General features: G+C 40.6%; 24 protein-coding genes and 1 tRNA gene. 15 read left to right on the top strand and 10 right to left on the bottom strand.

Going from position 1 to position 25,083, the window contains the following annotated elements; translation table 11 throughout:
• Complete coding sequence (gene rsuA, locus PSF42_RS09215; RefSeq protein WP_125891238.1) at nucleotides 1–723, bottom strand: 16S rRNA pseudouridine(516) synthase RsuA; 723 nt, start codon at nucleotides 721–723, stop codon at nucleotides 1–3.
• A 226-nt stretch (nucleotides 724–949) separates the two neighbouring features.
• Here rsuA and PSF42_RS09210 point away from each other — a divergent pair, with 226 nt between their 5' ends.
• Nucleotides 950–2,707, top strand: a complete 1,758-nt coding sequence (locus PSF42_RS09210; protein ID WP_272679883.1) for a DEAD/DEAH box helicase — start codon at nucleotides 950–952, stop codon at nucleotides 2,705–2,707.
• A gap of 166 nt (nucleotides 2,708–2,873) precedes the next feature.
• Nucleotides 2,874–3,155: a 50S ribosomal protein L25 gene (rplY, locus tag PSF42_RS09205; RefSeq protein WP_004260060.1), complete on the top strand. Its 282-nt coding sequence runs from the start codon at nucleotides 2,874–2,876 to the stop codon at nucleotides 3,153–3,155.
• A 96-nt stretch (nucleotides 3,156–3,251) separates the two neighbouring features.
• Here rplY and yejK read toward each other — a convergent pair whose 3' ends face one another.
• Nucleotides 3,252–4,253 (bottom strand): nucleoid-associated protein YejK, encoded by a 1,002-nt coding sequence (gene yejK / locus PSF42_RS09200; RefSeq protein ID WP_125891240.1) that lies wholly within the window; start codon nucleotides 4,251–4,253, stop codon nucleotides 3,252–3,254.
• Nucleotides 4,254–4,494: 241 nt separating this feature from the next.
• Between yejK and PSF42_RS09195 the strand changes: the two genes are divergently transcribed.
• From PSF42_RS09195 to PSF42_RS09185, 3 genes are all read left to right on the top strand, one after another.
• The gene (locus PSF42_RS09195) at nucleotides 4,495–4,722 is read left to right on the top strand and encodes a YejL family protein (RefSeq protein ID WP_047755730.1); all 228 of its coding nucleotides are present in this window, start codon (nucleotides 4,495–4,497) and stop codon (nucleotides 4,720–4,722) included.
• 21 nt (nucleotides 4,723–4,743) lie between these two features.
• On the top strand, nucleotides 4,744–6,459 hold the full coding sequence (gene yejM / locus PSF42_RS09190; protein ID WP_125891241.1) for an LPS biosynthesis-modulating metalloenzyme YejM: 1,716 nt from the start codon (nucleotides 4,744–4,746) through the stop codon (nucleotides 6,457–6,459).
• A 74-nt stretch (nucleotides 6,460–6,533) separates the two neighbouring features.
• Nucleotides 6,534–6,610: transfer RNA gene (locus PSF42_RS09185), tRNA-Pro, on the top strand.
• Nucleotides 6,611–6,844: 234 nt separating this feature from the next.
• Here PSF42_RS09185 and PSF42_RS09180 read toward each other — a convergent pair.
• A complete protein-coding gene (locus PSF42_RS09180; RefSeq protein ID WP_213912560.1) occupies nucleotides 6,845–7,378 on the bottom strand; it encodes a GNAT family N-acetyltransferase in 534 nt (177 codons plus the stop codon).
• Between the two features lie 221 nt (nucleotides 7,379–7,599).
• Between PSF42_RS09180 and PSF42_RS09175 the strand changes: the two genes are divergently transcribed.
• Nucleotides 7,600–7,860, top strand: a complete 261-nt coding sequence (locus PSF42_RS09175) for a DinI-like family protein (protein WP_213912559.1) — start codon at nucleotides 7,600–7,602, stop codon at nucleotides 7,858–7,860.
• Nucleotides 7,861–7,978: 118 nt separating this feature from the next.
• Here PSF42_RS09175 and PSF42_RS09170 read toward each other — a convergent pair whose 3' ends face one another.
• The gene (locus PSF42_RS09170; protein WP_125891244.1) at nucleotides 7,979–8,221 is read right to left on the bottom strand and encodes a hypothetical protein; all 243 of its coding nucleotides are present in this window, start codon (nucleotides 8,219–8,221) and stop codon (nucleotides 7,979–7,981) included.
• Between the two features lie 171 nt (nucleotides 8,222–8,392).
• Between PSF42_RS09170 and PSF42_RS09165 the strand changes: the two genes are divergently transcribed.
• From PSF42_RS09165 to PSF42_RS09155, 3 genes are all read left to right on the top strand, one after another.
• A complete protein-coding gene (locus PSF42_RS09165) occupies nucleotides 8,393–9,067 on the top strand; it encodes a response regulator (RefSeq protein WP_272679882.1) in 675 nt (224 codons plus the stop codon).
• Nucleotides 9,057–10,418, top strand: coding sequence for a sensor histidine kinase (locus tag PSF42_RS09160; RefSeq protein ID WP_272679881.1), 1,362 nt, complete (start codon nucleotides 9,057–9,059; stop codon nucleotides 10,416–10,418). Before PSF42_RS09165 ends, PSF42_RS09160 begins: the two co-directional genes overlap by 11 nt.
• A gap of 96 nt (nucleotides 10,419–10,514) precedes the next feature.
• A complete protein-coding gene (locus tag PSF42_RS09155) occupies nucleotides 10,515–11,090 on the top strand; it encodes a cysteine hydrolase family protein (protein ID WP_213912557.1) in 576 nt (191 codons plus the stop codon).
• Between the two features lie 19 nt (nucleotides 11,091–11,109).
• On the opposite strand, the gene PSF42_RS09150 is transcribed toward PSF42_RS09155, so the two are convergent.
• On the bottom strand, nucleotides 11,110–11,952 hold the full coding sequence (locus PSF42_RS09150) for a D-amino-acid transaminase (RefSeq protein WP_272679879.1): 843 nt from the start codon (nucleotides 11,950–11,952) through the stop codon (nucleotides 11,110–11,112).
• Between the two features lie 748 nt (nucleotides 11,953–12,700).
• On the opposite strand from PSF42_RS09150, the gene PSF42_RS09145 reads away from it, so the two are divergent.
• The 5 genes from PSF42_RS09145 to PSF42_RS09125 all read left to right on the top strand — a co-directional run bounded on the left by PSF42_RS09145 (nucleotide 12,701) and on the right by PSF42_RS09125 (nucleotide 18,832).
• Entirely contained in the window at nucleotides 12,701–13,951 is a 1,251-nt protein-coding gene (locus PSF42_RS09145) for a mechanosensitive ion channel family protein (RefSeq protein ID WP_125891250.1), read from the top strand.
• 300 nt (nucleotides 13,952–14,251) lie between these two features.
• A complete protein-coding gene (locus PSF42_RS09140) occupies nucleotides 14,252–16,681 on the top strand; it encodes a DMSO/selenate family reductase complex A subunit (protein ID WP_125891251.1) in 2,430 nt (809 codons plus the stop codon).
• A gap of 11 nt (nucleotides 16,682–16,692) precedes the next feature.
• Nucleotides 16,693–17,310 (top strand): DMSO/selenate family reductase complex B subunit, encoded by a 618-nt coding sequence (locus PSF42_RS09135; RefSeq protein ID WP_125891252.1) that lies wholly within the window; start codon nucleotides 16,693–16,695, stop codon nucleotides 17,308–17,310.
• Nucleotide 17,311: 1 nt separating this feature from the next.
• Nucleotides 17,312–18,088: a dimethyl sulfoxide reductase anchor subunit family protein gene (locus tag PSF42_RS09130; RefSeq protein ID WP_125891253.1), complete on the top strand. Its 777-nt coding sequence runs from the start codon at nucleotides 17,312–17,314 to the stop codon at nucleotides 18,086–18,088.
• Between the two features lie 150 nt (nucleotides 18,089–18,238).
• Nucleotides 18,239–18,832 (top strand): TorD/DmsD family molecular chaperone, encoded by a 594-nt coding sequence (locus PSF42_RS09125; protein ID WP_272679878.1) that lies wholly within the window; start codon nucleotides 18,239–18,241, stop codon nucleotides 18,830–18,832.
• Between the two features lie 59 nt (nucleotides 18,833–18,891).
• On the opposite strand, the gene PSF42_RS09120 is transcribed toward PSF42_RS09125, so the two are convergent.
• A complete protein-coding gene (locus PSF42_RS09120) occupies nucleotides 18,892–19,434 on the bottom strand; it encodes a DUF924 family protein (protein ID WP_272679877.1) in 543 nt (180 codons plus the stop codon).
• A 404-nt stretch (nucleotides 19,435–19,838) separates the two neighbouring features.
• Between PSF42_RS09120 and PSF42_RS09115 the strand changes: the two genes are divergently transcribed.
• Complete coding sequence (locus tag PSF42_RS09115) at nucleotides 19,839–20,108, top strand: hypothetical protein (RefSeq protein WP_213912552.1); 270 nt, start codon at nucleotides 19,839–19,841, stop codon at nucleotides 20,106–20,108.
• A gap of 40 nt (nucleotides 20,109–20,148) precedes the next feature.
• Here PSF42_RS09115 and PSF42_RS09110 read toward each other — a convergent pair whose 3' ends face one another.
• From PSF42_RS09110 to PSF42_RS09095, 4 genes are read right to left on the bottom strand one after another with little or no spacing between them, the layout of a single operon-like run.
• On the bottom strand, nucleotides 20,149–21,888 hold the full coding sequence (locus PSF42_RS09110) for an acetyl/propionyl/methylcrotonyl-CoA carboxylase subunit alpha (protein ID WP_272679876.1): 1,740 nt from the start codon (nucleotides 21,886–21,888) through the stop codon (nucleotides 20,149–20,151).
• The gene (locus PSF42_RS09105; RefSeq protein ID WP_272679875.1) at nucleotides 21,875–23,479 is read right to left on the bottom strand and encodes an urea amidolyase family protein; all 1,605 of its coding nucleotides are present in this window, start codon (nucleotides 23,477–23,479) and stop codon (nucleotides 21,875–21,877) included. Before PSF42_RS09105 ends, PSF42_RS09110 begins: the two co-directional genes overlap by 14 nt.
• Before the next feature lie 9 nt (nucleotides 23,480–23,488).
• The gene (locus tag PSF42_RS09100) at nucleotides 23,489–24,295 is read right to left on the bottom strand and encodes a putative hydro-lyase (RefSeq protein WP_272679874.1); all 807 of its coding nucleotides are present in this window, start codon (nucleotides 24,293–24,295) and stop codon (nucleotides 23,489–23,491) included.
• Nucleotides 24,292–25,071 (bottom strand): LamB/YcsF family protein, encoded by a 780-nt coding sequence (locus PSF42_RS09095; protein ID WP_125891259.1) that lies wholly within the window; start codon nucleotides 25,069–25,071, stop codon nucleotides 24,292–24,294. Before PSF42_RS09095 ends, PSF42_RS09100 begins: the two co-directional genes overlap by 4 nt.
• Nucleotides 25,072–25,083 lie beyond the last annotated feature (12 nt).

Raw genomic sequence — 25,083 nt, 5'->3', positions numbered from 1 at the left:
TTAAACTCCTGCTGTTTTTTTACGTGGTACATTAATACTATTGATCTCTTCTTCCGTCAGTGGGCGGTATTCTCCTGGTTCAAGTGTCTCATCTAGCCAAATTTCGCCAACGCGTTCACGATGCAGCCCACAAACATGGTTCCCTACCGCAGCAAACATGCGTTTTACTTGATGATAACGCCCTTCACTAATCGTCAATCGGACATCTCTAGGGCTAATAATTTCCAGTTTCGCTGGTTTAGTTGGGTGTTTTTCCCCGTTAAGCATGACCCCCAGAGCAAACTGTTCGGCAACATCATTGGCAATATCGTCACTTAATTGAACTCGGTATGTTTTTTCACAATGATGCTTCGGTGAAGTAATGCGATGTGACCATTGGCCATCATCAGTCAATAGCACCAAACCTGTTGTATCGATATCTAAACGCCCTGCTGAATGCAGTTTTTGTGCGAGAGGCTCATCGATAAAAAACAGGATCGTGGGATGTGTTGGGTCATCTGTGGAGCAAATATAGCCTTGTGGTTTATGTAACATAAAATAACGCGGCCCTGTAACTTGCACGAGGACATTACCATCATAAGCGACTTCATGGTCAATCGTAACTTGAAAAGCACCTGATTTAACGATTTCATCGTCAACGGTTACAAGCCCTGCACGCAGTTCTCGCGCTACCAAACTTCGGCTTATCCCTAATTGCTGGGACAAAAATTTATCCAGTCGCATAGATTCTCTTAACTTGATGGAATGTCAGTGAAGCGTACAATAACGCTCAACTGTCAGAATAATATAGAGTGAAAGGGTGTTGTGATTGTTATCACATTATTCATTATAACAATAACCCCTGTGAAGTGATAGCTTCACCTAAGCAGCTGACATCTTTAGACAGACTCATCGTTTTAAATTAAATTTAACGTCATTCACCTGATTTAATTACATAATACTGAATAATATGCCTTTTATTTTACGCCCTTATCAACAAGAAGCTGTCGATGCGACAGTGAGTTATTTCCGTAAGCAGGCTCACCCGGCTGTGATTGTCTTGCCTACTGGCGCAGGTAAAAGCTTAGTGATTGCCGAATTGGCCCGACTCGCTCGAGGACGAGTGCTGGTATTAGCTCATGTGAAAGAGTTAGTTGAACAGAACCATGCTAAGTACCTCGCATATGGCCTGCAAGCTGATATTTTTGCCGCGGGACTGAATCGCAAAGAGTCTCAAAGCAAAGTCGTTTTCGGCAGTGTGCAATCCGTTGCTCGCAATCTAAAAGCATTTAATGCACATTTTTCCCTAGTGATTATTGATGAGTGCCATCGCATAAGTTTGAATGATAAAAGCCAATATCAACAAATTATTCAAGCTTTACAGGTAAATAACCCTTCATTGCGTATTTTAGGCTTAACAGCCACCCCCTACCGCCTCAACAGTGGCTGGATTTACCAATATCATTACCATGGCATGGTACGCGGTGATGAAAATTGTTTTTTCCGTGAGTGCATCTATGAGTTACCGCTACATTATATGATTAAAAACAAGTTTTTAGTCCCGCCTGAACGGCTTGACATGCCTGTTTTACAATATGATTTCAGCCAGGTTTCACTCGCATCATCAGGTATTTTTAACGAACAAGAACTTAATTTATCGTTAAAAAAGCAACAACGCATTACGCCTAAAATTATTGAGCAAGTTATTGAATACGCAGCTCCGTTGCAAGGCTGCATGATCTTTGCTGCAACGGTCGAACATGCAAAAGAAATTTTGGGCTATTTACCTCAGGGGCGCGCCGCATTAGTGACAGCTGAAACCCCAGCGGCTGATAGGCAATCAATTATTACGCAGTTTAAAAACAAAGCACTACATTATTTAGTTAACGTTTCAGTGTTAACAACTGGGTTTGATGCACCCCATGTTGATGTGATTGCTATTTTGCGACCAACAGAGTCAGTGAGTTTATACCAGCAAATTGTTGGCCGAGGATTACGCCTTTCTGAGGGCAAAACACGCTGTTTAATCTTAGATTATGCAGGAAATCCACACGACCTATTTCGGCCTGAAGTGGGCTCAAGTAAACCGAATTCAACCAGTGTGCCGGTACAAATTTTTTGCCCATTGTGCCAATTTGCGAATGTTTTTTGGGGGAAATGTACCTCTGATGGCCAAATTATTGAACACTTTGGTCGGCGCTGCCAAGGCTGGGAAGAAGACGAAAATGGGCAAAAACAGCAATGTGAATTCCGCTTTCGCTTCAAGCAATGTCCACACTGTGGCGCTGAAAACGATATAGCCGCTCGCCGCTGCCAAAAATGCCAAGAAGTGCTAACCGACCCTGACGATATATTAAAAGCCGCATTAAAACTTAAAGATGCATTAATCATTCGTTGCGGGGGAATGCAATTTATCACAGGGAATGATGCCAAAGGCGAATGGATTAAAATCAATTATTATGATGAAGATGGAACCTCTGTTTCAGAACGTTTTCGCCTAGCGACGCCCGCACAAAAACGCGTTTTCGAATACCGTTTTTTACGAGAACATCAACGTGCCCCAGGGGTCCCATTTAAGTGGAATAATGCAAATGATATATTATTGCAGCAGTCTTTGTTACGTTATCCCCAATTTATTGTCGCTCGCAAAAAAGAACGTTTTTGGGAAATTCGCGAGAAAATCTTCGATTATCAAGGGCGTTTTCGCGTTGCAGATCCCTTATCGTAGAGCGAAGATGATCATAATGATTGCTGGATGACGGATTTTTCGTTAAAATGCCGCCCGCCTTCCGATATCTTGTTCTCTGAATGAAGTATTCCTAGGCCAAATCTCGAACCTGCTGCTGGGTCGCCTGTAGCAGGAATTTATATTTTCTTTTTATAGAGAAATAGTAATGTTAACTATCAATGCAATTGAACGTAAAGAGCAGGGTAAGGGTGCGAGCCGCCGCCTGCGCAGAGATAACCAGCTTCCAGCTATCGTTTACGGTGGCAACCAAGAAGCTATCTCTGTAACTCTTAACCACGATGAAATCATCAACCAAGAAAGCAAAGCAGAATTTTACGAAGTTCTGAATCTGGTTATCGATGGTAAAGAAACAAAAGTAAAAGTTCAGGCTGTTCAACGTCACCCATTTAAGCCAAAAGTGACGCACATTGACTTCCTGCGCGCTTAATTAAAGCCCACAGCCGAGCTTTAGAATTTTCGGGACGCCGAGTAAATAACGCCGCAATTGCGGCGTTATTTATTTCTAGCTATTCAACACCATAATCTATTTCGTGCCACGGCGTTGTAATTGGTCTCGCAGATTAGGTGGTGTACCACGAATGGTTAACGTATCAGTGACAGGATCCCAAAAGATACGCTCCCCCATAAGCATCGCATCAAAGCTAATCGTGATCCCTCCACCACTTCCTGAAAACTTCGTTAATTGCTTTAATGTTCCTCTATCAGCAGGGAAACTTTCCTCAAGTTGGTAATCATTTTGACGAGCGAAATCGTCAAAACTTTGCTCTTCCACCATTGGTAACTCTTTCGCCAATGCTTCCAACTCAATTTCTTCACCTGACTGTAATTGCTCCGTGCAATAACTGTGAACTTGCTGGCGATAAGCTTGACGCGTGTTTTTATCCATCTGAGCATTGTCACAAAAATCATCCAGTGCTTGAACTAAGCCTTTATTTTGAACTTTTGCATTTAGCCCTTCGGACGCAGCTAAAAAATCCATAAAGAAGTCAGAGACTTTTCGTCCTACTCTACCTTTTAAGAACGTTAAATACCGTTTTGACTCAGGATTGGTTTCCCATTCGGTTAAATCAATACGAGCGACAATATCCGCATGAGGAATATCTAAATAGTGTGTCGTGCCTAAATCTAATGATTCCGTGACAAACATGCTGTCACAACTATTGAGCACTGCAATTAATAGGTATTCGACTGCGAGGTAGCGGTATTGACAAAAAAGAACGACGCCCCCTTCAGCAAAAGGGTATTTGGCTAGTTCATCTTTCAAGCGAACGGTCATCGCACGGCTGAAACCTAAGAATTCTTCTTCGCCCTTACGCAATAACTTTAACGCATCAGCAAGTTCACTTTCTTCGTTAAACTCACCAAATGCTTTACTTTTAGCACTATAGACGCGATGTAGCTCTGCCATCATGTCTTGTACGACACCATCTGCTGTCAATAAAGAATCCCGCAACATCACCTCGAGGGTTTGTTCATCTCTTTTAATTAACTGGTGTAACGCTATCTGGTTAATTTCCAGACTCATTGTTGGCTCCTTCGAAATAGCAGAAATAATGTTGCGCGTATTCAAACATTGATATTATTCCTCTGCAATAGAAACTATCATTTGCACAAATTTTAACCCACACTGCTGAACTTATGCACACTTTACGAATCTTAATTAGCATTATTATCACTTAAACAAAAATTTGTTGCGAAGAAAGAAGAAAAACCAACTGTGATACGCTATGATATGTAGCTTTCATTAATTTAGGATCTCTTAATTTATGCCACAATCATCTCGCTATAGTGATGAAAAAGTTGAAGGTTTACTTTCTGACCTTGTTAGTGTGTTAGAAAAAAACCACACCCCTGTTGACCTTTCCCTTATGGTGTTAGGTAATATGGTCACGAATCTGCTGAATACGTCAGTTGCACCTGCACAACGTAAAATGATTGCAGAATCATTCGCAAATGCATTACTTTCTTCTGTTAAAGAAGATAAATCACACTAATTGATTAATGAAATAAACAGTATGGTCACCCACCTGCGCTACCGTGACAAAGTCTCTAACATGATTGGTTGGGGGCACTGGTTTGCACTATTCAATATACTGCTTAGCCTTGTGTTAAGTAGTAGCTATCTGTTTATTTTTGATTGGCCAGACACCCTAACTGGCCGAGTTTATGCTTTCGTCAGTTGGTTAGGTCATTTTAGCTTCGTGGTCTTTGCTGCCTACTTACTCATTATTTTCCCACTGACCTTTATTGTCATGTCTCAGCGGTTGCTGAGGCTACTTTCTGTTGCCCTCGCGACTGCAGGGATAACTCTTTTAATTTTTGATATCCGTGTTTTTAGCCAGTTTGGCTTGCATCTAACCCCACAGGTATGGGATTTAGTCATTAACCCTACAAAAGGCGAGATGGCTCGTGAATGGCAGCTGATGTTTATCAGTATCCCCATTATCTTTCTTGTTGAAATGTTATTTGCAACTTGGAGTTGGCAAAAACTGCGCAGCTTAAGCCGGCAAACCTTTGGTAAACCGCTTGCGGGTATTTTTATTGTGACTTTTATCATGTCACACCTGATGTATGCGTGGGCCGATGCGAACTTTTACCGCCCTATCACGATGCAGCGTTATAATTACCCATTATCACAACCAATGACTGCGCGGAAACTTCTTGATAGATACGGCTTATTGGATTTAACAGAACATCAAAATCGTGTCTTCCAGCAAGGTAGTCCGACTGCCCTTAAATTAAATTACCCATTAAAACCATTAAGCTATTATGACCAGGGTTCAGGTTATAATTTATTATTATTAGTGATTGATGACCTCGGTAATAAGTCTCAACAAGACTCGATGGATGCTCTGAATGAGTTTAAATCAATCAGCACACAGTTTACCAACCATTATACAACTGGTTTACGTAACGATACCGCCTTGTTTGGCCTATTCTATGGTATCTCATCGACTTACTTTGATAATATTCTTAATGGCCGCCATCCATCAAGTCTGATTGAAGCTCTTCAGCATCAAGGGTATCAGTTCGGTTTATTCTCAACAGATGGCTTTAACTCTCCATTATTCAGGCAAGCTATTTTAGCCGATTACTCTTTGCCTGCCAAAACTGCCGATAACGATAGTTTGACTGTTTCTCAATGGAATAATTGGTTAGATAACCTGAAAAATGGGTCGCCTTGGTTCTCGTTCCTTAACATTACAGGTACGCCAGGCAGTGCAAAAACCAACGAGCAGATCAAGCGTGTGATGGCGACATTACAACGTGAGAACCGGTTAGAAAATACCATTGTTATTGTCACTGCCAATTACAATAATCAAGGTAAATCAGAGAACGAATGGTTAGATGGCAAACACTTTAATCGAGATAAGATGCAAGTGCCTCTATTTATTTACTGGCCGAATACTCCTGCACAACAAATAGATAAACTGACTAGTCATCAAGATGTAATGACCACGCTAATGCAACGGCTGTTACACGTCAGTAACCCACCTGATGATTACAGCCAAGGTGAAGATTTATTTAGTGTTAAACGTACCTACCCATGGGTGATCACCGGTGATAACGACGATGTTGTGATTACCACTGACAATGCCACCCTTTATATGGATCAAAATGGTCAGTTTAATATCTATGATAAACAAGGGGCTATCGAGAAAAATGAAAAACCTGATTTGGCTGAGTTATTGAAGATCTTTACTGAATTAAAGCGTTTTAATGAAAATTAAATGCTTAAATATCAACCAGTCGCATCATGCGTCTATTGCTTTTAGAAACAAATTGGGTAGTATAAATCAAAGTTCGGCATGTAGCGCAGCTTGGTAGCGCACCGTCATGGGGTGTCGGGGGTCGTAGGTTCAAATCCTATCATGCCGACCAACTTTTTATAGAGAAACCAACCACTTAAGGTTGGTTTTTTTGTATCTAAATTTTAGGTGGGTAAAATGGGGTACCCCAAAAACTTTCACTTCTACAAATCAGTCGAATACAGCCACTCAACACTTCTTAATTAAAGCTGGCTTTATTCCTAGTGGCTACATTAAAAATTTAGATAATAATGACCCGGTACTTATCTATTGCTATAAACTTGATTAAAACCATCTACATAAGGAACTATAATAGCGCTTTATTCATCACAAGCGTTTGTAAGGCGTGATTAAATTGCTGATAGACTTCTTCTGCTATCGCTTCTGGATAACTTAATACCCTAAGCTTATGTGGCTTATTTCCAGGGTAATAACTTGGATGTGCGTGTGCATATTCGTTTTGCTGAAAACCGCAATGTCGATAAAAAGACCAACGCTTTTGGCTCACATCATCAATAATAGGGTCAATTTCTAGGATCACTTTACCTACATCATGACAAAACTGTTTTAATACCTTTTGCCCATAACCTTGCCCTCTTAGTACAGGAGAAATAGCAAGATGTTCGATGTAATAATAATCTTCGATTTTCCAACACCCAATAAAACCAATAAAAATGTCATTTTCTTTGAAACTGAACAAATAATAATCACTATGATTTAATATTGCTTCTCTTCCTTGGTAGCTTCTTTGTTCATATAATGGAAAAGCTGTGTCATACAACTGGTTAATCATTGCTACCGTTTGGCTATCTTCACTTGAAACTCTTAAACCATATAACATTTAATCGTTACTCACTTTCATAAAATATATTTTTTAGAATACCTATTTTAAACTTTCTGACAATTACTTATCGAGCACTAATAATATTAACCTACTGTTTTGTCTAAATATTATTTTTCCACTTAATTCACTGATAAAAATATTTTTGCCTCTATATTGACTTTTTTACCTAATAGTTCTAAAAATACTGTATATAAACACAGTCCTTATTAGAGGCTATCATGTTACGTATCGAAGTTTTATTTGATAAGAATGCTCCACAAAAACCGAGTTCAGTTGTTTTACAAGCACTTGAAACTGAGATTTTACGCAAACTTCAAAACCAATACCCGGACATGGTAACGCGGGTTGGGTTTAGTTCACAACAACGCGTGAATATCTCAGGTACAAAAATAGCGGAGGATAAAACGCGTATTGAAGAAATACTGGAAGAGATATGGATGGATGATGGTTGGGTCCCAGAAGAAACAACGGTGGATTAACCAAAGACTTAAAGGAATGTTTCCTTATTGTGTAACATTCCTTTTTCTGTCTCCAAAATTTGCAAGTAAAAAACTACTCGCTTTAAATTTCTCATATCTAAATTTTACGCCCTATTAATTAGCCAATTTTATGCCTAAGAAAGGCTTTAATTTCTTTCACTAGATTCAACTTTTTATTTTTTTTATCCGTTGTTCTAACCTGAGAAATACAGTTATTAGCATCTACACAGGTAGGAATTTCATTTAACATTATTGCTGATAAACTCACAGCCGGCCTATTATTGATATCTTTTCCAATAAAAGTTAAGGCCAGCGCGATTGCTGCTATAAATAATGGCACCTCATAGAATGCTTGTTTCATTATCAATGCTCTTATTGTTTGAGTGATGGATAATAATAAACAGTCTATTTCTTTGTACCTTAAAAAATAGTTAAACCAACCTTAAGGTATGCTTAAATCCATCTCAAACTTGAATTGTTCGTATTGTCTGACGCTCATTGCCTGCTTATACTTGCTAGTAGAGGTGATAACATGAATATCCTATTAGTCGAAGATGATCTTCAATTGGGAAAAGCGCTATGTCGTGGGCTGGAACTTGCAGGTTTTAGTCCTTGTTGGGTCAGGCTACTTGCTGATGCAAAATTACAACTCGCATCTCGCAATTTTGATTTAATGCTCCTAGATTTGGGATTGCCTGATGGCGATGGTCTTGATGAACTCATTACTTGGCGTAATACGGGAGAAACGATCCCAATCATCATTCTTACAGCAAGAAATCAAATGGATAACTTAGTTTCTAGTTTAGATTCAGGCGCTGATGACTTTTTAACAAAACCATTTGCTATGCCTGAGCTTATTTCTCGAGTAAAAGCGGTTAGTCGCCGTATGGCTGGTTTTTCATCTGAAATATGGCAATTAGGTAACCTACAATTAAATCCTCTTAATCACCAAGTCACCCTTAATGAGCAATTGTTGCTGCTCTCCGGGAAAGAATATCTATTACTCTACGAACTCATAAAAAATGCAGATAATGTTGTCAGAAAAACGGATTTAGAGCAGCGCCTATTCGGGTTAGATGATGTGGAAAGTAACTCTTTAGAGGTTCACATTCATAATCTACGCCGGAAAATAGGTAAAGACCGTATAATTACTATCCGCGGTATTGGTTATTTATTAAAAAAAGAAGTGCCACTAAGTGAAAGTTAAATCATTTTTTATTTATACGTTTGGGCTGCAAATCAGCTCAGTTATTTTCCTTTGGCTGCTATTAGTTGGCTGGCTACAATTTTTTTATTGGCCCTCAATTCATGATGAGTTAAATGCGCAACAGAATATCGTCACTCAAGGGTTTGCTAAGACACTTGATATAGTTGCTGATAAACCGGAATATTTCAATAAAATAGCAAATAACCTACAAGAACTTTATTCTGCAGCGATGGAAAGTGGCGATGATATTAACTATCGGCCTTTTATGGTTGTTAGAGATAAACAAGGGAATGTCTATTACCGAAACAGTGACAAATTACATGTGCCATCGCTTAAATCTGTCTCTGAACTCGCCGCATTACATAAAGATTGGCATTTTACTTCTGCATGGAATGATCAAGAAACTTTCGAAGTTGTTATTGCCGAGTCTTATAGTGACCGTAAATCTTTATTAGGTAACCCAGCTGAAGGTACAGCCATTCCACTCGCTTTTATTTTGGGTATTATGTTGTTAGCAATATTAATTACCGCTTATTTTAGTCTGCGGCCTTTAAGGCAATCTGCAAAACTAATTTCTAGCCGTCAGCCAGGTAATTTAACTCCGATAGAAACGAAAGAACAATATAAAGAAATTCGCCCTATTATTGATGCTATAAATAACCTTATGTCACGTGTTGATGCTGCAAATCAACGTGAAAAGCGCTTTATGGCAGATGCTGCACATGAATTAAGAACTCCCATAGCGGCTGTTATTGCTCAATTACACTTGTTGATGCAAATTGATAACCCAAAAGAAAGGGCAGAAATCATTAATGATATGCAAGAAACTTTAAATCGCGCAGCCTCTTTATCACATCAATTAATAGACCTAGCCCGCTTAGAAACTGAAGACTTTTTATTAAATAAAGAGCAAATTGACCTACCCGTATTAATTAGCCATTTAATATCCTCACACATACCTTACGCCATTAATAAAAATATTGATGTTGAACTACAAAGCCCAAATTCTTTTTATATCCTCACCGATAAACTCGCATTGAGTAATATTTTTACTAATTTGTTTGAAAATGCGATTAAATACTGCCCAGAGAAAGGGAAAATAAAAGTCGTTTTAAAAGACCTTACCCCGTTTGGTGGGACTATTTCTGTTCAAGATAATGGCCGAGGAATCCCAGAAGAAAGTCGCCAACTTATATTTTCTCGTTTTTATCGCGTACCAGGAACAATGGAAACCGGAAGCGGTTTAGGTTTATCTATCGCTCAAAATTTAGCCTGCAAAATCGGTGCTGTAATAAGAGTTACTGATGGATTAGACAATCGAGGTATCGGTTTTATTATTGACTTACCCTAAATCGAATTATGTTATTGAGTTAACAGCATTCGCTATTTTTTCTAGCTAGAATATGCCTTTCATACGTTAATATACCTACACCTAGAAGAGGCAATAATGTCCAAGGCATTAGTAATTATTGATCTCATTGAAGAGATAATTGGTAAAAATGGCTTATCTAATTCAAGTTATCAACAGACTTGCTCACGTAAAATCGTTGAGAAAGCCAATCAAGCAGCGCAATATGCAAGAAAGCATCATATCCCTGTTATTTGGGTAAAGGTTGGGTTTTCAGACAATTACCACGATGTTCCTGCCGGTTCTCCGATGTTCCAGCAAGCCAAAAGCCTTGGTGCCTTGAAATTGAGCGGTAATGGCTGCAATTGGGCTCATGACCTTGAGGTAGCTTTTCGTGATCCTGTAATGATTAAAAAAGGGGTTTCTGCGTTTGCAGGAAATCATTTCAATAAATGGCTTACTGATAATGGGATCACCGAGTTATTTATTGGTGGAGTCAGTACCGTAAAGGCCATTCAAAGTACTGCACGACAAGCCCACGATTTAGGATATTATGTCACCGTACTTGAAGATTTATGTGCAGCCCCAACGCCAGAACTCCACGAGCAAAGTCTTCTGGCACTGGAAGGTATGGTAACGGTTTCTTCAGTTAAAGAATTTATGCAATTAAAATAACATTTGATATTTCAAAGCATTATTTTAGTTTTTGCAAGTATATCTCCCGTAGCCGGATAGCTAGTTTCCCCGGCTTACCTTCTCCAATTAATTGTCTATTAACCATAATAACTGGCCACACTAATGTTGTTGCTGAAGTAATAAAGACTTCTTTAGCTTCTAACATTTCATCAATACTAAATGGTTTTTCAATAATGCCTATTCCTTGCTCCCGGGCAAGTTGTAAAATAGCTTGGCGAGTAATGCCTGGCAATATCTCATTATTTAACCCTCGCGTTTGTATTTGGTTTTGATGGTTAATAATAAAACAATTACTGGAACTTCCTTCAGTGACATAACCATTTTTAACAAATATGGCGTCATCAGCACCTTGTTGCTTAGCGTATTCTTTTGCCATGGAAGCAGCTAATAAGGCGACAGTTTTAATATCACAACGCTGCCAACGAATATCATCCACGGTGACGGCTTTTATTCCATGTTTTGATTTTTCATTTTCAACAATCTTCGTCTTTTGTGCAAATAAGACTAATGTTGGCTTCGTCTGTTTATCAGGATATAAAAAACTGCGTTGTTTTGCATTGCCACGTGTCAACTGAAGATATACAAGCCCTTCTTCTATGTTATTCTGCTGAACCAGTTGAAAATGAATGTGTTTTAATTCGGCTAAATCGTAGGGGAATGATAACTGTAATTCAGCGCAAGAGCGCTGCAAACGAGCCATATGATGTTCAAAATCAACTAGCTTACCGTTGATTATTGCTGTCACTTCATACACTGCATCCGCAAATAAAAAACCACGGTCAAAAATAGATACTGACGCTTCTTCTTCAGGTAAAAACTGGCCGTTTACATAAGCAATCATGAGCTATATTCCTTTATCAATCAAATCATTACCTAATCTCTTATTAACCATACACTATATTACAAAAATTACCTTTCAATTCTTCACATTTATTATCTCTATTTGCAGATTCGGGCCCTCTTGTATGCACCGCGACTAACAAAAAAACAAGCGGTAGCACAGCAACTAAAATATAGTTTAAAATTTAAAATTATTTTTAATATTAACTTGACATTAACATGTGAATAGCTAGAATGCTCTCACGTGATCTGGATCACATTTTAATTTGGAGTTCTCGATGAAAAGCATCAAAGAATTTATCAGCAGTGTACAAGAAGTCGTCGAATTACTATCTAAACGTTTTATGTAAGCAAGTTAATTAATCTTTAGTTAATCAAACCTTTAGTTACCTCATCATTAGCGTTAAATTGCATTTATTTTGCACAACGACCTTAAAATTAAGGTCGTTTTTTTTATGCTTAATTATAAAGAACCACTATCCGAAAACCCTCATCACACGTAATGTTATGTAAATGTTACTTAATCACTCAAATTAGTAAGTGCCCTTCTTTATAATAGCTCTTATTGTCATTAATATTATTTTCATATATTAGACAATACTTAGAACTAGTAATAAGAATTAAGACGGAGTTTAATATTACTCCCCATGAATTTTCGTTGTAAATATGATAAAGTCATTTGACCTATGCTATTTTATAAACACTATTTTATAAACAATTGTTCCTAACATTCTAAAGAAGGAGAAACCATGCAGCAGCAACTGCTAGACTGGGTACGTCAATTCAACCAAGATTACGCTGACATTGCCTCTTTACTTATGGTGCTCGGTTTAATCCTTATTGTCGCCTGCGTATTACACTTAATTCTACATAAAATATTACTTCCTCAGCTCGAAAAGCGCGGGCAAAAAAGTGCAGGAACTTGGGTACATTTAATCACTCAACATAATCTTTTCAATCGATTCGCATTTGTGATCCAAGGTGTTGTGGTCAATATCCAAGCAACACTATGGTTACATTCAGGTTCGACTGCTCAAGCCGTTTTAAACGTTGGCTCACAGGCATGGTGCCTATTATTTGGCTTACTCACCCTTTATTCCGTCCTTGATATCATACTTGGCGTACTCCAACGTGCAGCCAAAACAGCACACCTACCTCTTCGAGGTATATTCCAAAGCCTGAAGCTACTCGCCACAATTTTAATTGGCATCATGATCATCGCGCTATTAATTGGCAAATCACCACTGATTATCCTAAGTGGCCTTGGTGCGATGACAGCCGTCATGATGTTAGTGTTTAAAGACCCCATTATGGGCTTAGTTGCAGGAATACAACTTTCAGCCAATAACATGGTCAATATTGGTGATTGGTTAGAAATGCCTAAATACGGTGCTGATGGCGCTGTTGTTGACATTGGTTTAACCACAGTTAAAGTGCGTAACTGGGACAACACAGTTACGACTATTCCAACTTATGCGCTGATTTCTGACTCCTTCAAAAACTGGAAAGGAATGACAGAATCAGGTGGACGCAGAATTAAGCGTAGTGTCCGCTTAGACGCCAGTAGTGTTCATTTTTTAACCGATGAAGAAATCGCGCAATACATTAAAGCCAATTTACTTGAACCCTATATTGAACAAAAAATATCGGAGATCCAAGTCTTTAATTCTAGTCTACCTGATGACAAAGCCGTTCCTTTAAATCAACGTCGTTTGACGAATATAGGGACCTTCCGAGCTTATATTGAAGCTTATTTAAAATCACACCCTAATATTCATAAAAATATGACAATTATGGTCAGACAGCTAGAATCTGATTCAAATGGTATTCCAATCGAAATATATGCCTTTACGAATACAACCGTATGGGTGGAGTATGAAAGAATACAATCTGACATTTTTGATCATATCTTTTCCATCCTGCCGCAATTTAATCTGATGGTACATCAATCACCTACCGGAAATGATGTTAGAATGATAGGCCATTTCCCAGAAAAATAACTAATACTAAGTGATTAGTTAAATTTTCTTATTCATCTACATCTAAAGTAGTATCTAAAAGAGGGAGATATCCCTCTTTAACTCTTAATCCCCTGTCATCGCTATATAAACAATAACATTTCGATAGTTAATCAAAATAAAACTAACCTATGCACTAACAAACAAAAAACCCTTATAAATTAAATAAATACATTTACTTTATCAGGGATAACATTGATGTAAGTCATGTAACTCAACAGAAACTTTTTTTAACATATAACACAAGATAGTAATGTTGTTATTTACATATAGGCAATGTCAATGCATAAAAATAAAATAAATACTCAATTTGGAAAACTGAGCAGGAGGGAGTTTATACAAACCTCCGCAACTGTTGCGGGTGCCGCTGCTGTTGCAGGCTCAATCACTCTCCCTTTTGCTGCACAAGCAAAAACACCAGCAATCATGCCAGACGAAGTCAGCGAAAAAATTAGCTATAGCGCATGCTTAGTCAACTGTGGTAGCCGCTGCCCATTAAAAGTCCATGTGAAAGATGGTGTTATCAGCCGTATTTCCAATGAAACGATGTATGACGACTCAACGTTAGGCGAACACCAAATCCGTCCATGTTTACGTGGTCGTTCAGTGCGTTGGAAAACCTACAATCCAGACCGTTTAAAATACCCAATGGTTCGTGTTGGTAAACGTGGTGAAGGTAAGTTTAAAAAGATTTCATGGGATGAAGCAACAACCATTATCGCTGAAAAATTAAAGTATACGATTGATAAATATGGAAGTGATGCCATTTATTATCAGTATGGCTCTGGGTCAACGGGTGCTAACTTACACGGCCGTGCAGCGTGTAAACGTTTATTAAGCTTAACCGGTGGTTTCTTGGGTGACTATGGTACATATTCATATGCTCAATTAATGGAAATCACACCTTATGTCTATGGTAGCGTAGAAGAATCCTATTTATCTGAAATCCAAAACTCTGACCTAGTTGTCATGTTTGGTCACAACCTTGCTGAAACGCGTATGTCTGGGGGCGGTCAATTTTACGAAACCCTCAATGCGTTAGATAAAAGCAAAGCAAAAGTTATCATTATTGACCCGCGTCGCACTGATAGCGTCACAACGCTTGGCGCAGAATGGATACCTATTTACCCAGGTACTGACGCTGCATTAGTTGCTGCTCTCGGTTATGTCATGATCGAAGAAGGCCTGACTGACGAAGAATTCCTAAACAACTATTGTGTTGGTTGGGATGAATCGACCTTACCTGCTTCTGCACCACGCAATGCATCATATAAAGATTATATTTTAGGTAATGGGCCTGATGGCATCGCAAAAACCCCAGAGTGGGCGAGCAAATTAACGGGGATCTCCGTCGCACGCATTAAGCAACTTGCACGTGAAATCGGCAATGCTAATAGAGCATGGATTTCACAAGGCTGGGGCTTACAACGTACTGAAAATGGCGAACAAGCTTGTCGTTCTATTATGATGTTACCGCTGATGTCTGGGAACATTGGTCGTGCAGGAACGAACACAGGTCTGTGGGGGAATAGCTATGCTTATCCTGTTGCGGGGTTTGCTTTACCTAACCCAGTCAAAGCCTTGATCCCAACTTATATGTGGTCAGAAGCTATTGTTCGTGGGAAAGAATTAACCGCAGAGAACGGTGGTATTAAAGGTGTCGATAAACTCAATAACGACATCAAGTTTATGTGGTGTTACTCCAGTAATGTCATTGGTAACCAACATGGCGACTTAAACAAAACCCATGAAATACTGGCTGATGAGTCAAAATGTGAATTCATTTTAGTGTGGGATAACCATGATACGCCATCCGCAAAATATGCAGATTTATTGTTACCGGATGTCACAACCGTTGAAACCAATGATTTAATCAATAACTCCTATGCAAGTGGTGCATACCACTATTTAGTTCGCCTACAGAATGCCATTGAACCACTGTGGGAAAACCGCCCTAACTATGATGTATTAGCAGAAGTTGCTGAGAAAATGGGGGTAAAAGAACAATTCACCGAAGGCCGTACCTACGCCGAATGGATTGAGTTCTGTTATAACAAAACACGTGAAAAAATGCCGCATTTACCTGAATTCAGCGAAACCGACGGTGCGGGTATTATCGACCGTAAGTTCTTGAACAGTTCAGAAAATATTGCATTGAAGAAATTCCGCGATGACCCAATCAATAACCCATTGAAAACGCCGTCAGGTAAAGTGGAAATCTATTCGGAACAACTGGCTGAGCGTGTTAAAAATTGGGAGTTACCAGAAGGCCAACGTATCCCTGCCCTTCCTGAATATTGCGTCAATAAAGAAGGCGTTGAAGCCCAAGCAAGCCAACAGAAGCATCCGCTATTAATGACAGGCTTTCATGATAAAGGCCATGTGCATTCATCTTATTACAATGTTGCCATGCTCCGTGAAGCCATTCCGCATCAATTTTGGCTCAACCCAATTGATGCCCAGCAACGCGGTTTGAACAATGGTGACATGGCTGAAATATTTAATGATCGTGGCCGTATTCAAATTAAAGTGAAAGTGACAGAGCGTGTATTACCTGGTGTTATCGCTGTTCCACAAGGTGCATGGCGTACTCTCAATGAAGATGGGCTGGATATTGGTGGTTGTATCAACACACTGACCTCTCATGTTCCTTCGCCATTGGCTAAAGGTACCCCACAACATACTAACCTTGTTGAAGTTAAACGCGCTTAAGGAGTTGAATAATGAAACAATATGGCTTTTACTTTGACTCCACTAAATGCACTGGCTGTAAAACATGTCAAGTCAGTTGTAAGGATGAAAAAGATTTAGATTTAGGTCCAAAATTCCGTCGTGTCTACGAGTTTGGTGGCGGTAGTTGGCAGAAACAAGATGGTATTTGGCAGCAAAACGTTTTTAATTACTATCTTTCAATTTCATGTAACCATTGCTCAAACCCGACTTGTGTCGCAGGTTGCCCAACCGGTGCAATGCACAAACGTGAAGAAGATGGTTTAGTCGTAGTTGACCAATCTATTTGTGTGGGTTGCCGTTACTGTGAATTACGCTGTCCATATGGCGCACCACAGTTTGATGAGAAGAAAAAACTCATGACTAAATGCGACGGCTGTTATGAACGTGTCGCAAAAGGAATGAAACCGGTTTGTGTTGAGTCTTGCCCGCAGCGTGCTTTAGATTTTGATGATATTAATGTTCTTCGTGAGTTACACGGGACCGAGTGTGGTATCGCTCCAATGCCAGACCCAAGCCTGACAAACCCAAATATTGTCATCAAACCCCATAAAGATGCGAAGCCATTTGGCGATAAAAGTGGCGAATTAAAAAACCCTGCGGAGGTGTAAGATGCATGAATTACCACTCGTTTTTTTCACTGTCTTAGGACAGTCAGCTGCTGGGCTTTTTTTACTCGCTTATATCAGCCGTAAAATGGGATCTATTGATGATAAACAGCTAAAAACTGCCAATATCGTTGCCTTTATTATTATGATAATTGGTTTAGGTATCGGTGGGTTACACGTTGGCCAGCCACTACGCTTCTTCAATATGCTACTGGGTGTGGGCCGTTCGCCTATGAGTAATGAAGCCTTCTTAAGTGGTGTATTTGTTGGATGCGCTGCGGCAACGTTATTTTTCACCCTGTTTTTCAAGCATACGTTATTGCGTGAACTGGCAAATATTGCCGCTGTCGTGTCAGGGCTTGCATTTGTTTGGTCGATCCCTCAAGTGTACAATATCGCCACTATTGCTAACTGGGACACCGGTTATACCACACTGCAAATGTGGATGACGATGTTAGTCGGGGGCGGCGCGCTCGCTATTGCTATCGGCGCACGTGGCTTAGGTATTGCTTCATTCTTAATTGGTACTTTCGCTATCTTTGCAAGCCGTGCTGGTTACCAAGCGTTTTTAGCCGAAACCGGCCCCGCTCTTAGCGGTGAGCAAACAGGCTTCTGGGGCTTCCAAGTGGTTGTCTTAGCGATTGCTTTAGCTGCATTTGTTGGTATGGCGTTGAAACAACGTGCGCCAAGAGCAACATTAGCAACGTGTGCCGCAGCAGTATTATTAGCTGAACTTGCAGGCCGTATCGCATTCTATAACTTGTGGCAGATAACCATGTAAGGCATTGTTCTTACTATGTTATAATTTATTACTCAAGAACCCCATTTGGGGTTCTTTGTTTAGTAATCCCACATTATCCTGCATCGATACAGTGACAGGAAATCAGATAATAATGGCATACTTTAGCGCAAAATAAGACGGATAAATAATATGATTGACACGACAATGATCCGCATCCTTGGTGCGTTTTTCTACTACCCTCCGCAATCGGACACGCTACGAAACGTCTACCCTGTTTTGAGTGAAATTCCACAATTACACACATGGGAAAATCCAGAACAAATTCAGGCGCTTTGTACTGCGTTGTCACAAACACAACCTGATGATATCTCGTATGATTATTCTATCTTATTTGAAGGACAAGGTAGTATGCCAGCGCCTCCATGGGGATCTGTGTATCAAGAACATGATAATTCTGTTATGGGAGAGTCAACGGCTGCTTATCGCCACTTTTTGCAAACCAAGGGGTTAGTGACTGATACCGGACTTCGTGAGCCTGAAGACCAATTTGGCTTAATGATGATGGCTGTTTCTGCTTTAGCGGAACAAGAAGACGACAGTGCCATTATAACGCTATTTGAACAACATTTATTACCTTGGGCATATCGTTATTTAGAACTGGTGCAGGAAAGTAAAACTGAGACAGCCTTTTACCCTAACCTTGCGCAGATCACTGAAATTTACCTCAAATCACTACAGTTAGAATTAGCATTATCGCCAATCCATGTTGAGTTATTTCGTTAAATGAAAAACGAAACCAAATGAGCTTATTAAGCAGTAATATGGGCTCATTTGGTTTTCACCTAAAATGAAGAATTTGGCTCTTGTAAAAATGCAATTTCTTCTTGTGTCGATGGCCGACCTAAAATTTCATTACGGTGTGGATAGCGACCAAATTTGTCAATAATCGCTTTATGTCGCATTTCATAATCTAATGTGCCGTCATCACCCAGCATGCGAAAAAGTTCAACAGCCTGTAAATGAATAAAACTGGATTCAGAATGCATAAATGGCATTAAAACAAACTTGCGCTGTGATAACGTCAATAGGTTATAATCATGCTGTTTGATCGCTTCTTGCGCGAGAGCTAAAGCCATTCCATCTTGAGCAAAAGACTTTGGCGTATCGCGCCATAGGTTACGAGAAAACTGGTCTAGAACAATAATTTCTGCTAAACGTCCACGAATAGATGCACGCCAATACGCTAATTCGCCCTTAGCTGCACGTTCACAAACATGAGCAAATCGCTGTGCTATCGTTAAATCAAATTTAGCGCTTTTTTCAAACCATTGTTTTGGCGTCGATTCCTCAAACCAAAATGAAAGCACTTCTTCCATGGCAGTCATGATGTATTCCTATCAATTTTCTTATTAGAGGTTGTCATAATCCTAGATAAAATTCGCCTTAATTGACAGGCTTGAGCTCTAATATCGGTTATTTGTAGATAATTATTTTATTTTTTTGCGATCTGACGCCAAAAAACACTCGATATCGTTAGGGGAATTTTAACTATATACCGCGTTATTTGTTACCAAATCATGTGGTTCCTATTTATAATAATTCGCAACTTTTTAATTCATAACGATTTGCTTTTTAGTGTGAATAAAAGAATTCCCCATGACTAAATACATACATTTGGTTAACTCAATGTTAGAATTTAACTTATAATGCGTATGTAAATTACGATAGCTACTTACAGTCATCACTTTTCAGCGGTTCATATTGGTTCTTATTAAGGAAGGCAATGTAAATGGCAGGACATATGGTACTCATTGGTTGGGCGTTATGGGTGAGTCCTTGTGGCTCAGATTCATGCGATGCGTTACCTGTGACTGAAACTATTTTCACACAAGAACAATGTATTAGCCGAAAAGACTACCTAGAATCAAAACGACCAAATCTCTATTTTCTATGTGGTGAAGTCTACCGCGATAGCAATGAAATAACTGCTGAAGAAAAACATGCTATTCCTGCACCTCATCTTCCTCTAAGAACATTGCCTGAACGGCTTTCCCGTTAGTTTGAGCTAATTCCTTTAGCTCAAACTTAAGCGGACTAAACTAAATAATTTCAGCTATTGGGCTCTCCGCTTCAACAAAATCCCCTTTAGTCGCGCAATGTTTCAACGTTCCTGCACGGTGTGCAACAATTTGAACTTCCATTTTCATCGCCTCCATGACACCAATTATATCCCCTTCCGAAACATTATTTCCGTGAGGGATCAGCCAGTTAAATAATAGCCCAGAGATGGGGGCATTAACGGCATCTGGGTTATGGATGATTTGAGGGGCAAAATGGGTTGCAGCTGAATTATTGACTGAAAAGCCAGAAAACAGTTGTGTGGGTAAACCCAATTCGCAACGCTTTCCATCGATTTCAATAAAAGTGCGTGTTATTTCAGCAGCCGATAATGGAATTTGCCGTTTTGCGGGTGGAATTTCCACATTAAATTCAGTCTCTATCCAACGCGTATGTACGCTAAAATCCTCACAAAAATCAGCTTGTTCCATTACCGCACGATGGAATGGTAATACGGAGGCAACACCTTCAATGTTAAATTCAGCCAAAGCACGACGTGCACGCGAAATGGCTTGCTCTCGTGTACTCCCCACAACAATTAATTTCGCCATTAACGAGTCAAAAGTGCCTGGTATTGTTGTTCCCGCTGTTACCCCACTATCGACACGAACCCCCGGCCCTGTTGGCGCATCAAAAACCGTAATAGTGCCGGGTGTCGGTAAAAAACCATTTCCAGCATCTTCAGCATTAATACGAAACTCAAATGCATGCCCTCGAGGAGTCGGCATCTCATTAATACTTAAAGGTAAGCCTTCTGCAATTCGCAATTGCTCAATCACTAAGTCGATACCTGCGGTTTCCTCTGTGACTGGGTGCTCAACTTGTAAGCGCGTATTCACTTCTAGAAATGACAACGTGCCATCTTGGCTTAGCAAAAACTCCACGGTTCCTGCTCCCACATAGCCCGCTTTGCGGCAAATATCCGTTGAAGCTTGAATGATTTGCTGCTGTTGCTTCTCAGATAAAAAAGGGGCTGGTGACTCTTCAACCAATTTTTGATTGCGCCGCTGTAATGAACAGTCACGTGTCCCCACCACCAGCACATTGCCATGTGTATCTGCAATAACTTGTGCTTCAATGTGCCGAGGGTTATGCAAAAATTGTTCAATAAAGCATTCGCCACGACCAAAAGCGGCGGTTGCTTCACGCACAGCTGAATGATAAAGCTCTTCAACTTCATGGAGTTGCCATGCAACTTTTAGGCCTCTGCCACCACCACCAAATGCCGCTTTAATTGCAATAGGTAGGCCATGTTGATGTGCAAATTCGAGTACTTCCTGTGCATTCTTCACTGGGTCTTTTGTTCCGACCACTAACGGTGCGCCAACTTGCATTGCAATATGACGGGCTTGAACCTTATCGCCTAATACATCAATGCTGTTTGCATTCGGTCCAATCCAAATTAACCCTGCAGCCTCTACCGCACGTGCAAACTCAGCCCGTTCAGATAAAAAACCATACCCTGGGTGCACCATGGTTGAACCTGAATGTTGAGCGATACTAATCAGCTTTTCAATATTCAAATAACTTTCTGCTGGCGAATTTCCGCCAAGCCCATAGGCTTCGTCCGCCATGTTGACGTGAAGAGCGTCAATATCGCTGTCCGCATAAACTGCAACAGACTGGAAACCATAATCACGACATGCACGGATAATACGAACGGCAATTTCGCCTCGATTAGCAATCAATACTTTATGTTTTTTGTTGTTATTCATTTTCATAAGCACAATGGCTCCCTTCTAATACTTTAAATTCACCGAGTGGATTAAAACGTATTTTGGCATTCACAGGAATTTGCCCCGCTAAACCCAAATGATATTCACATACCGCACCAATAACCGGATATCCCCCCGTTAGAGGGTGATCGTTGAGAAACAAAACAGGCTGGCCATTTGCGGGGACTTGAATTGCCCCAATGCAAGTTCCTTCGCTCGGTAACTCCTGTAATTGTTCGCGCTCTAACGGTTTTTCACTAAATAGTCGTAAACCTATTCGGTTTGATGATGCGGTGACTTGCCATAATTGATTCGTTAGTTGCTCAACGGCTTGTTTTGTAAACCAATCTGTTCGAGGCCCTAATACCACATCCAAAACCACTACATCACTTTCTGCTGGGTACTCAAAAGCCGGCGCCTCATTTAATGAAACGGCTAATGGAGATGAATAGCCGTTAACCGTGAGTTTTTGGCCTGCCGTGATTGGAGTTGGGCCAACTTGCGCTAATGTATCAAACGAGCAGCTCGATAAAATAGGTTCTATATTGAAGCCACCTCGGACAGCGAAATAACTACGAACTCCTTTGCTCGGGCGGCTGAGTTTGATAGTGTCGCCCTTTGCTAAATGAATCGGTTGATAAGTGTCAACTTGATATTGCTGGTTTTCTGCTGTGATAACCTCAATGGCACAAGGCGCTCCAGTTACTGCAACAATGAGGTCCTTGTGAACTTGCACCTTAAACCCACCTTGCGTTATCTCTAAAACGGCGGAATCTGATTTATTCCCCACAATACGGTTTGCACTACGTAATGCCGATTTATCCATACCGCCTGACTCAGAGATCCCCAAGGCCGATTGGCCTATACGCCCTAAATCTTGAAATAAAACCTGTAATCCTGTCGCTAAAACAGTCAAATCAGCGGCTGAATGCTCAGGTTTTGTTTCGATTTCCGCTTTCTCTGGCAAGCTATAGCTAATTTGGCTTTTTGCGGCATCAACAAAGTTGACCCGCATGCCTGCTTGAACGAGCGCAGGTTCAGGTCGATTGATATCCCACATTAATAGTTCAGTCACACCAATTAACTGCCATCCCCCGGGGCTAGCTTGTGGGTAAACACTGCTAAACTCCCCAGCTAATGCAACAGAACCCGCAGGAATACGCACCCTTGGCGATTGGCGTCTTGGGACATTCAGATTAGCGCCTTTCGAAACCATGTAACCAAAACCCGGGGCAAAACCGCTAAATGCAACCTGAAATTCATTTTCTGTATGACGACGTATCACTTCCGCAGTGGATATCCCTAAATGTGCTGCAACATCGGGTAAATCCTCGCCAATGTAATGAACAGGGATCGTGACCAATTTACTGGCCTTGCCGACGAGCTTCGACACATCCCTAATAGATATCTTTTCAACTAAATCATTCACATCTGCTTTGATCGGGTTATAGCGAATTAAAATCGTCCTCGCTGCTGGCGTTATTTCGTCAATCCCATAAATTGGCATTTCTGTTAAGGAATCAGTCAATGCCATTGTTTGTTCAAGACTTTCCAACTCAACCATAAAAGCACTTAAATTGACGGGTAAAAATCTCAATTGGCACCTCTATATGTGATATGCGGCATCAGGTACATCCGTAATAAACATGTAACCCGGTGCGTGACTTAATGCAAAAGGAACTCCAGATTTCATTACCGCAGCTTGAGGTGTGACGCCACAAGCCCAAAAAACGGGAACTTCGCCCTCTTCAATGCGAACCGCATCACCGAAATCAGGTTGCATAATATCCGTAATACCTAGTTGTTCTGGCGCGCCAATATGAACAGGTGTGCCATGCACGGCAGGGAACCTACCCGTAATACTCACTGCGTCAGCCACACGATTTGCTGGTATGGGTCGCATTGAAACCACTAATTCGCCTTGTAAACGCCCTGCTGGGCGACAAAGGCGATTGGTCTTATACATCGGAACATTCGATTTATCCGTGATATGCCGTACATCAATACCTGCTTCTATCATTGGTGTTTCGAATGTAAAACTGCAACCAATTAAAAAAGTGACTAAATCAGAATGTTGTTGATAGATTGTTGTCGCATCCGTAATTTCATCAATTAATTGTCCTTTTTCCCAAACACGGTAACGTGGAATATCCGTGCGTAAATCGGCGCCTTCCGCTAAGACCGTTTGCCAGCTCCCCGCTTCACATACGTCTAGAACAGGGCAGCTCTTTGGATTGCGCTGAGCATACAATAAAAAATCAAATGCCCAGTCACGTGGTAATGCAATCATATTGGCTTGAGTCATGCCCGGGGCAAGGCCTGCTGTTGGTTTACTGTATCCTTCGCGGATTGCTTGTCGTGCAAGGCGAGCAGCTTCGATGGCCTGCAATGACGCTTTCATTAGCTGTGTCATTCATGGTCTCCTTTGTGGGCAAAACCATAAATTTCAATACCTTGTTGCTCTAAGATGACTCGCACCTGTTTTGCCATTTCAAGGGCCCCCGGGCTATCCCCATGAACACAAATCGACCCAGCATCAACAGGTGTAAATTTTCCATCAATTGACATCACACCGCCTTCCATAACCAGCTGTAACATACGGCCTGCGACTACCTGCGGGTCATGTAATACTGAACCGGCTAATTTTCGGGATACCAATGTGCCATCGCTGTTATATGCGCGATCAGCGAAGGCTTCGGCAACGACACTTAGCCCACTGTCTCGTGCCCACTCAATTATCGGGGCTCCAGCTAATGCAACTAATATCAGTCGTTTATCAATGGCTAATATCGCATCAATCACGGCCATTGCTTGGCGCTTATCATGAGCAATCGTGTTATACAGTGCACCATGAGGTTTAACATATAAAACTTGTGTTCCTGCCGCGGTTGCTAAGCCTTGTAATGCACCAATTTGATAAATCACGTCTGCGGTTAATTCATTCGATGCAATATCCATATTACGTCGACCAAAGCCGACTAAATCGGGATAGCCCACATGTGCACCAACAGCAACCCCATTTTCTTTTGCAGCTTTCAGAGTTTTTAATATCCCTTCTGGTGAACCCGCATGGAAGCCACAAGCGATATTCGCACTGCTAACAACAGGAAGAATGTCGCTATCATTGCCCATTTCCCATTGTCCAAAACTTTCCCCAAGGTCACTGTTTAAATCAATTTGCTTTTTCATTGTCACTCCTTG

It is taken from the genome of Providencia sp. PROV032, assembly GCF_028484875.1.
GTDB lineage: Bacteria > Pseudomonadota > Gammaproteobacteria > Enterobacterales > Enterobacteriaceae > Providencia > Providencia rettgeri_E.
The sequence above is the reverse complement of the archived record's forward strand: the minus strand, read 5'-3'. Positions and strand labels throughout refer to the sequence as shown.

Coding starts and splice junctions, on each gene's coding strand:
- yejM (WP_125891241.1), top strand. CDS start 4,744: ATGGTCACCCACCTGCGCTACCGTGACAAAGTCTCTAACATGATTGGT.
- PSF42_RS09120 (WP_272679877.1), bottom strand. CDS start 19,434: ATGACTGCCATGGAAGAAGTGCTTTCATTTTGGTTTGAGGAATCGACG.
- PSF42_RS09150 (WP_272679879.1), bottom strand. CDS start 11,952: ATGATTGCTTATGTAAACGGCCAGTTTTTACCTGAAGAAGAAGCGTCA.
- PSF42_RS09195 (WP_047755730.1), top strand. CDS start 4,495: ATGCCACAATCATCTCGCTATAGTGATGAAAAAGTTGAAGGTTTACTT.
- PSF42_RS09135 (WP_125891252.1), top strand. CDS start 16,693: ATGAAACAATATGGCTTTTACTTTGACTCCACTAAATGCACTGGCTGT.
- PSF42_RS09175 (WP_213912559.1), top strand. CDS start 7,600: ATGTTACGTATCGAAGTTTTATTTGATAAGAATGCTCCACAAAAACCG.
- PSF42_RS09100 (WP_272679874.1), bottom strand. CDS start 24,295: ATGACACAGCTAATGAAAGCGTCATTGCAGGCCATCGAAGCTGCTCGC.
- PSF42_RS09170 (WP_125891244.1), bottom strand. CDS start 8,221: ATGAAACAAGCATTCTATGAGGTGCCATTATTTATAGCAGCAATCGCG.
- PSF42_RS09110 (WP_272679876.1), bottom strand. CDS start 21,888: ATGAAAATGAATAACAACAAAAAACATAAAGTATTGATTGCTAATCGA.
- PSF42_RS09210 (WP_272679883.1), top strand. CDS start 950: ATGCCTTTTATTTTACGCCCTTATCAACAAGAAGCTGTCGATGCGACA.
- yejK (WP_125891240.1), bottom strand. CDS start 4,253: ATGAGTCTGGAAATTAACCAGATAGCGTTACACCAGTTAATTAAAAGA.
- PSF42_RS09115 (WP_213912552.1), top strand. CDS start 19,839: ATGGCAGGACATATGGTACTCATTGGTTGGGCGTTATGGGTGAGTCCT.
- PSF42_RS09130 (WP_125891253.1), top strand. CDS start 17,312: ATGCATGAATTACCACTCGTTTTTTTCACTGTCTTAGGACAGTCAGCT.
- PSF42_RS09145 (WP_125891250.1), top strand. CDS start 12,701: ATGCAGCAGCAACTGCTAGACTGGGTACGTCAATTCAACCAAGATTAC.
- rplY (WP_004260060.1), top strand. CDS start 2,874: ATGTTAACTATCAATGCAATTGAACGTAAAGAGCAGGGTAAGGGTGCG.
- PSF42_RS09140 (WP_125891251.1), top strand. CDS start 14,252: ATGCATAAAAATAAAATAAATACTCAATTTGGAAAACTGAGCAGGAGG.
- PSF42_RS09125 (WP_272679878.1), top strand. CDS start 18,239: ATGATTGACACGACAATGATCCGCATCCTTGGTGCGTTTTTCTACTAC.
- PSF42_RS09095 (WP_125891259.1), bottom strand. CDS start 25,071: ATGAAAAAGCAAATTGATTTAAACAGTGACCTTGGGGAAAGTTTTGGA.
- rsuA (WP_125891238.1), bottom strand. CDS start 723: ATGCGACTGGATAAATTTTTGTCCCAGCAATTAGGGATAAGCCGAAGT.
- PSF42_RS09155 (WP_213912557.1), top strand. CDS start 10,515: ATGTCCAAGGCATTAGTAATTATTGATCTCATTGAAGAGATAATTGGT.
- PSF42_RS09180 (WP_213912560.1), bottom strand. CDS start 7,378: ATGTTATATGGTTTAAGAGTTTCAAGTGAAGATAGCCAAACGGTAGCA.
- PSF42_RS09165 (WP_272679882.1), top strand. CDS start 8,393: ATGAATATCCTATTAGTCGAAGATGATCTTCAATTGGGAAAAGCGCTA.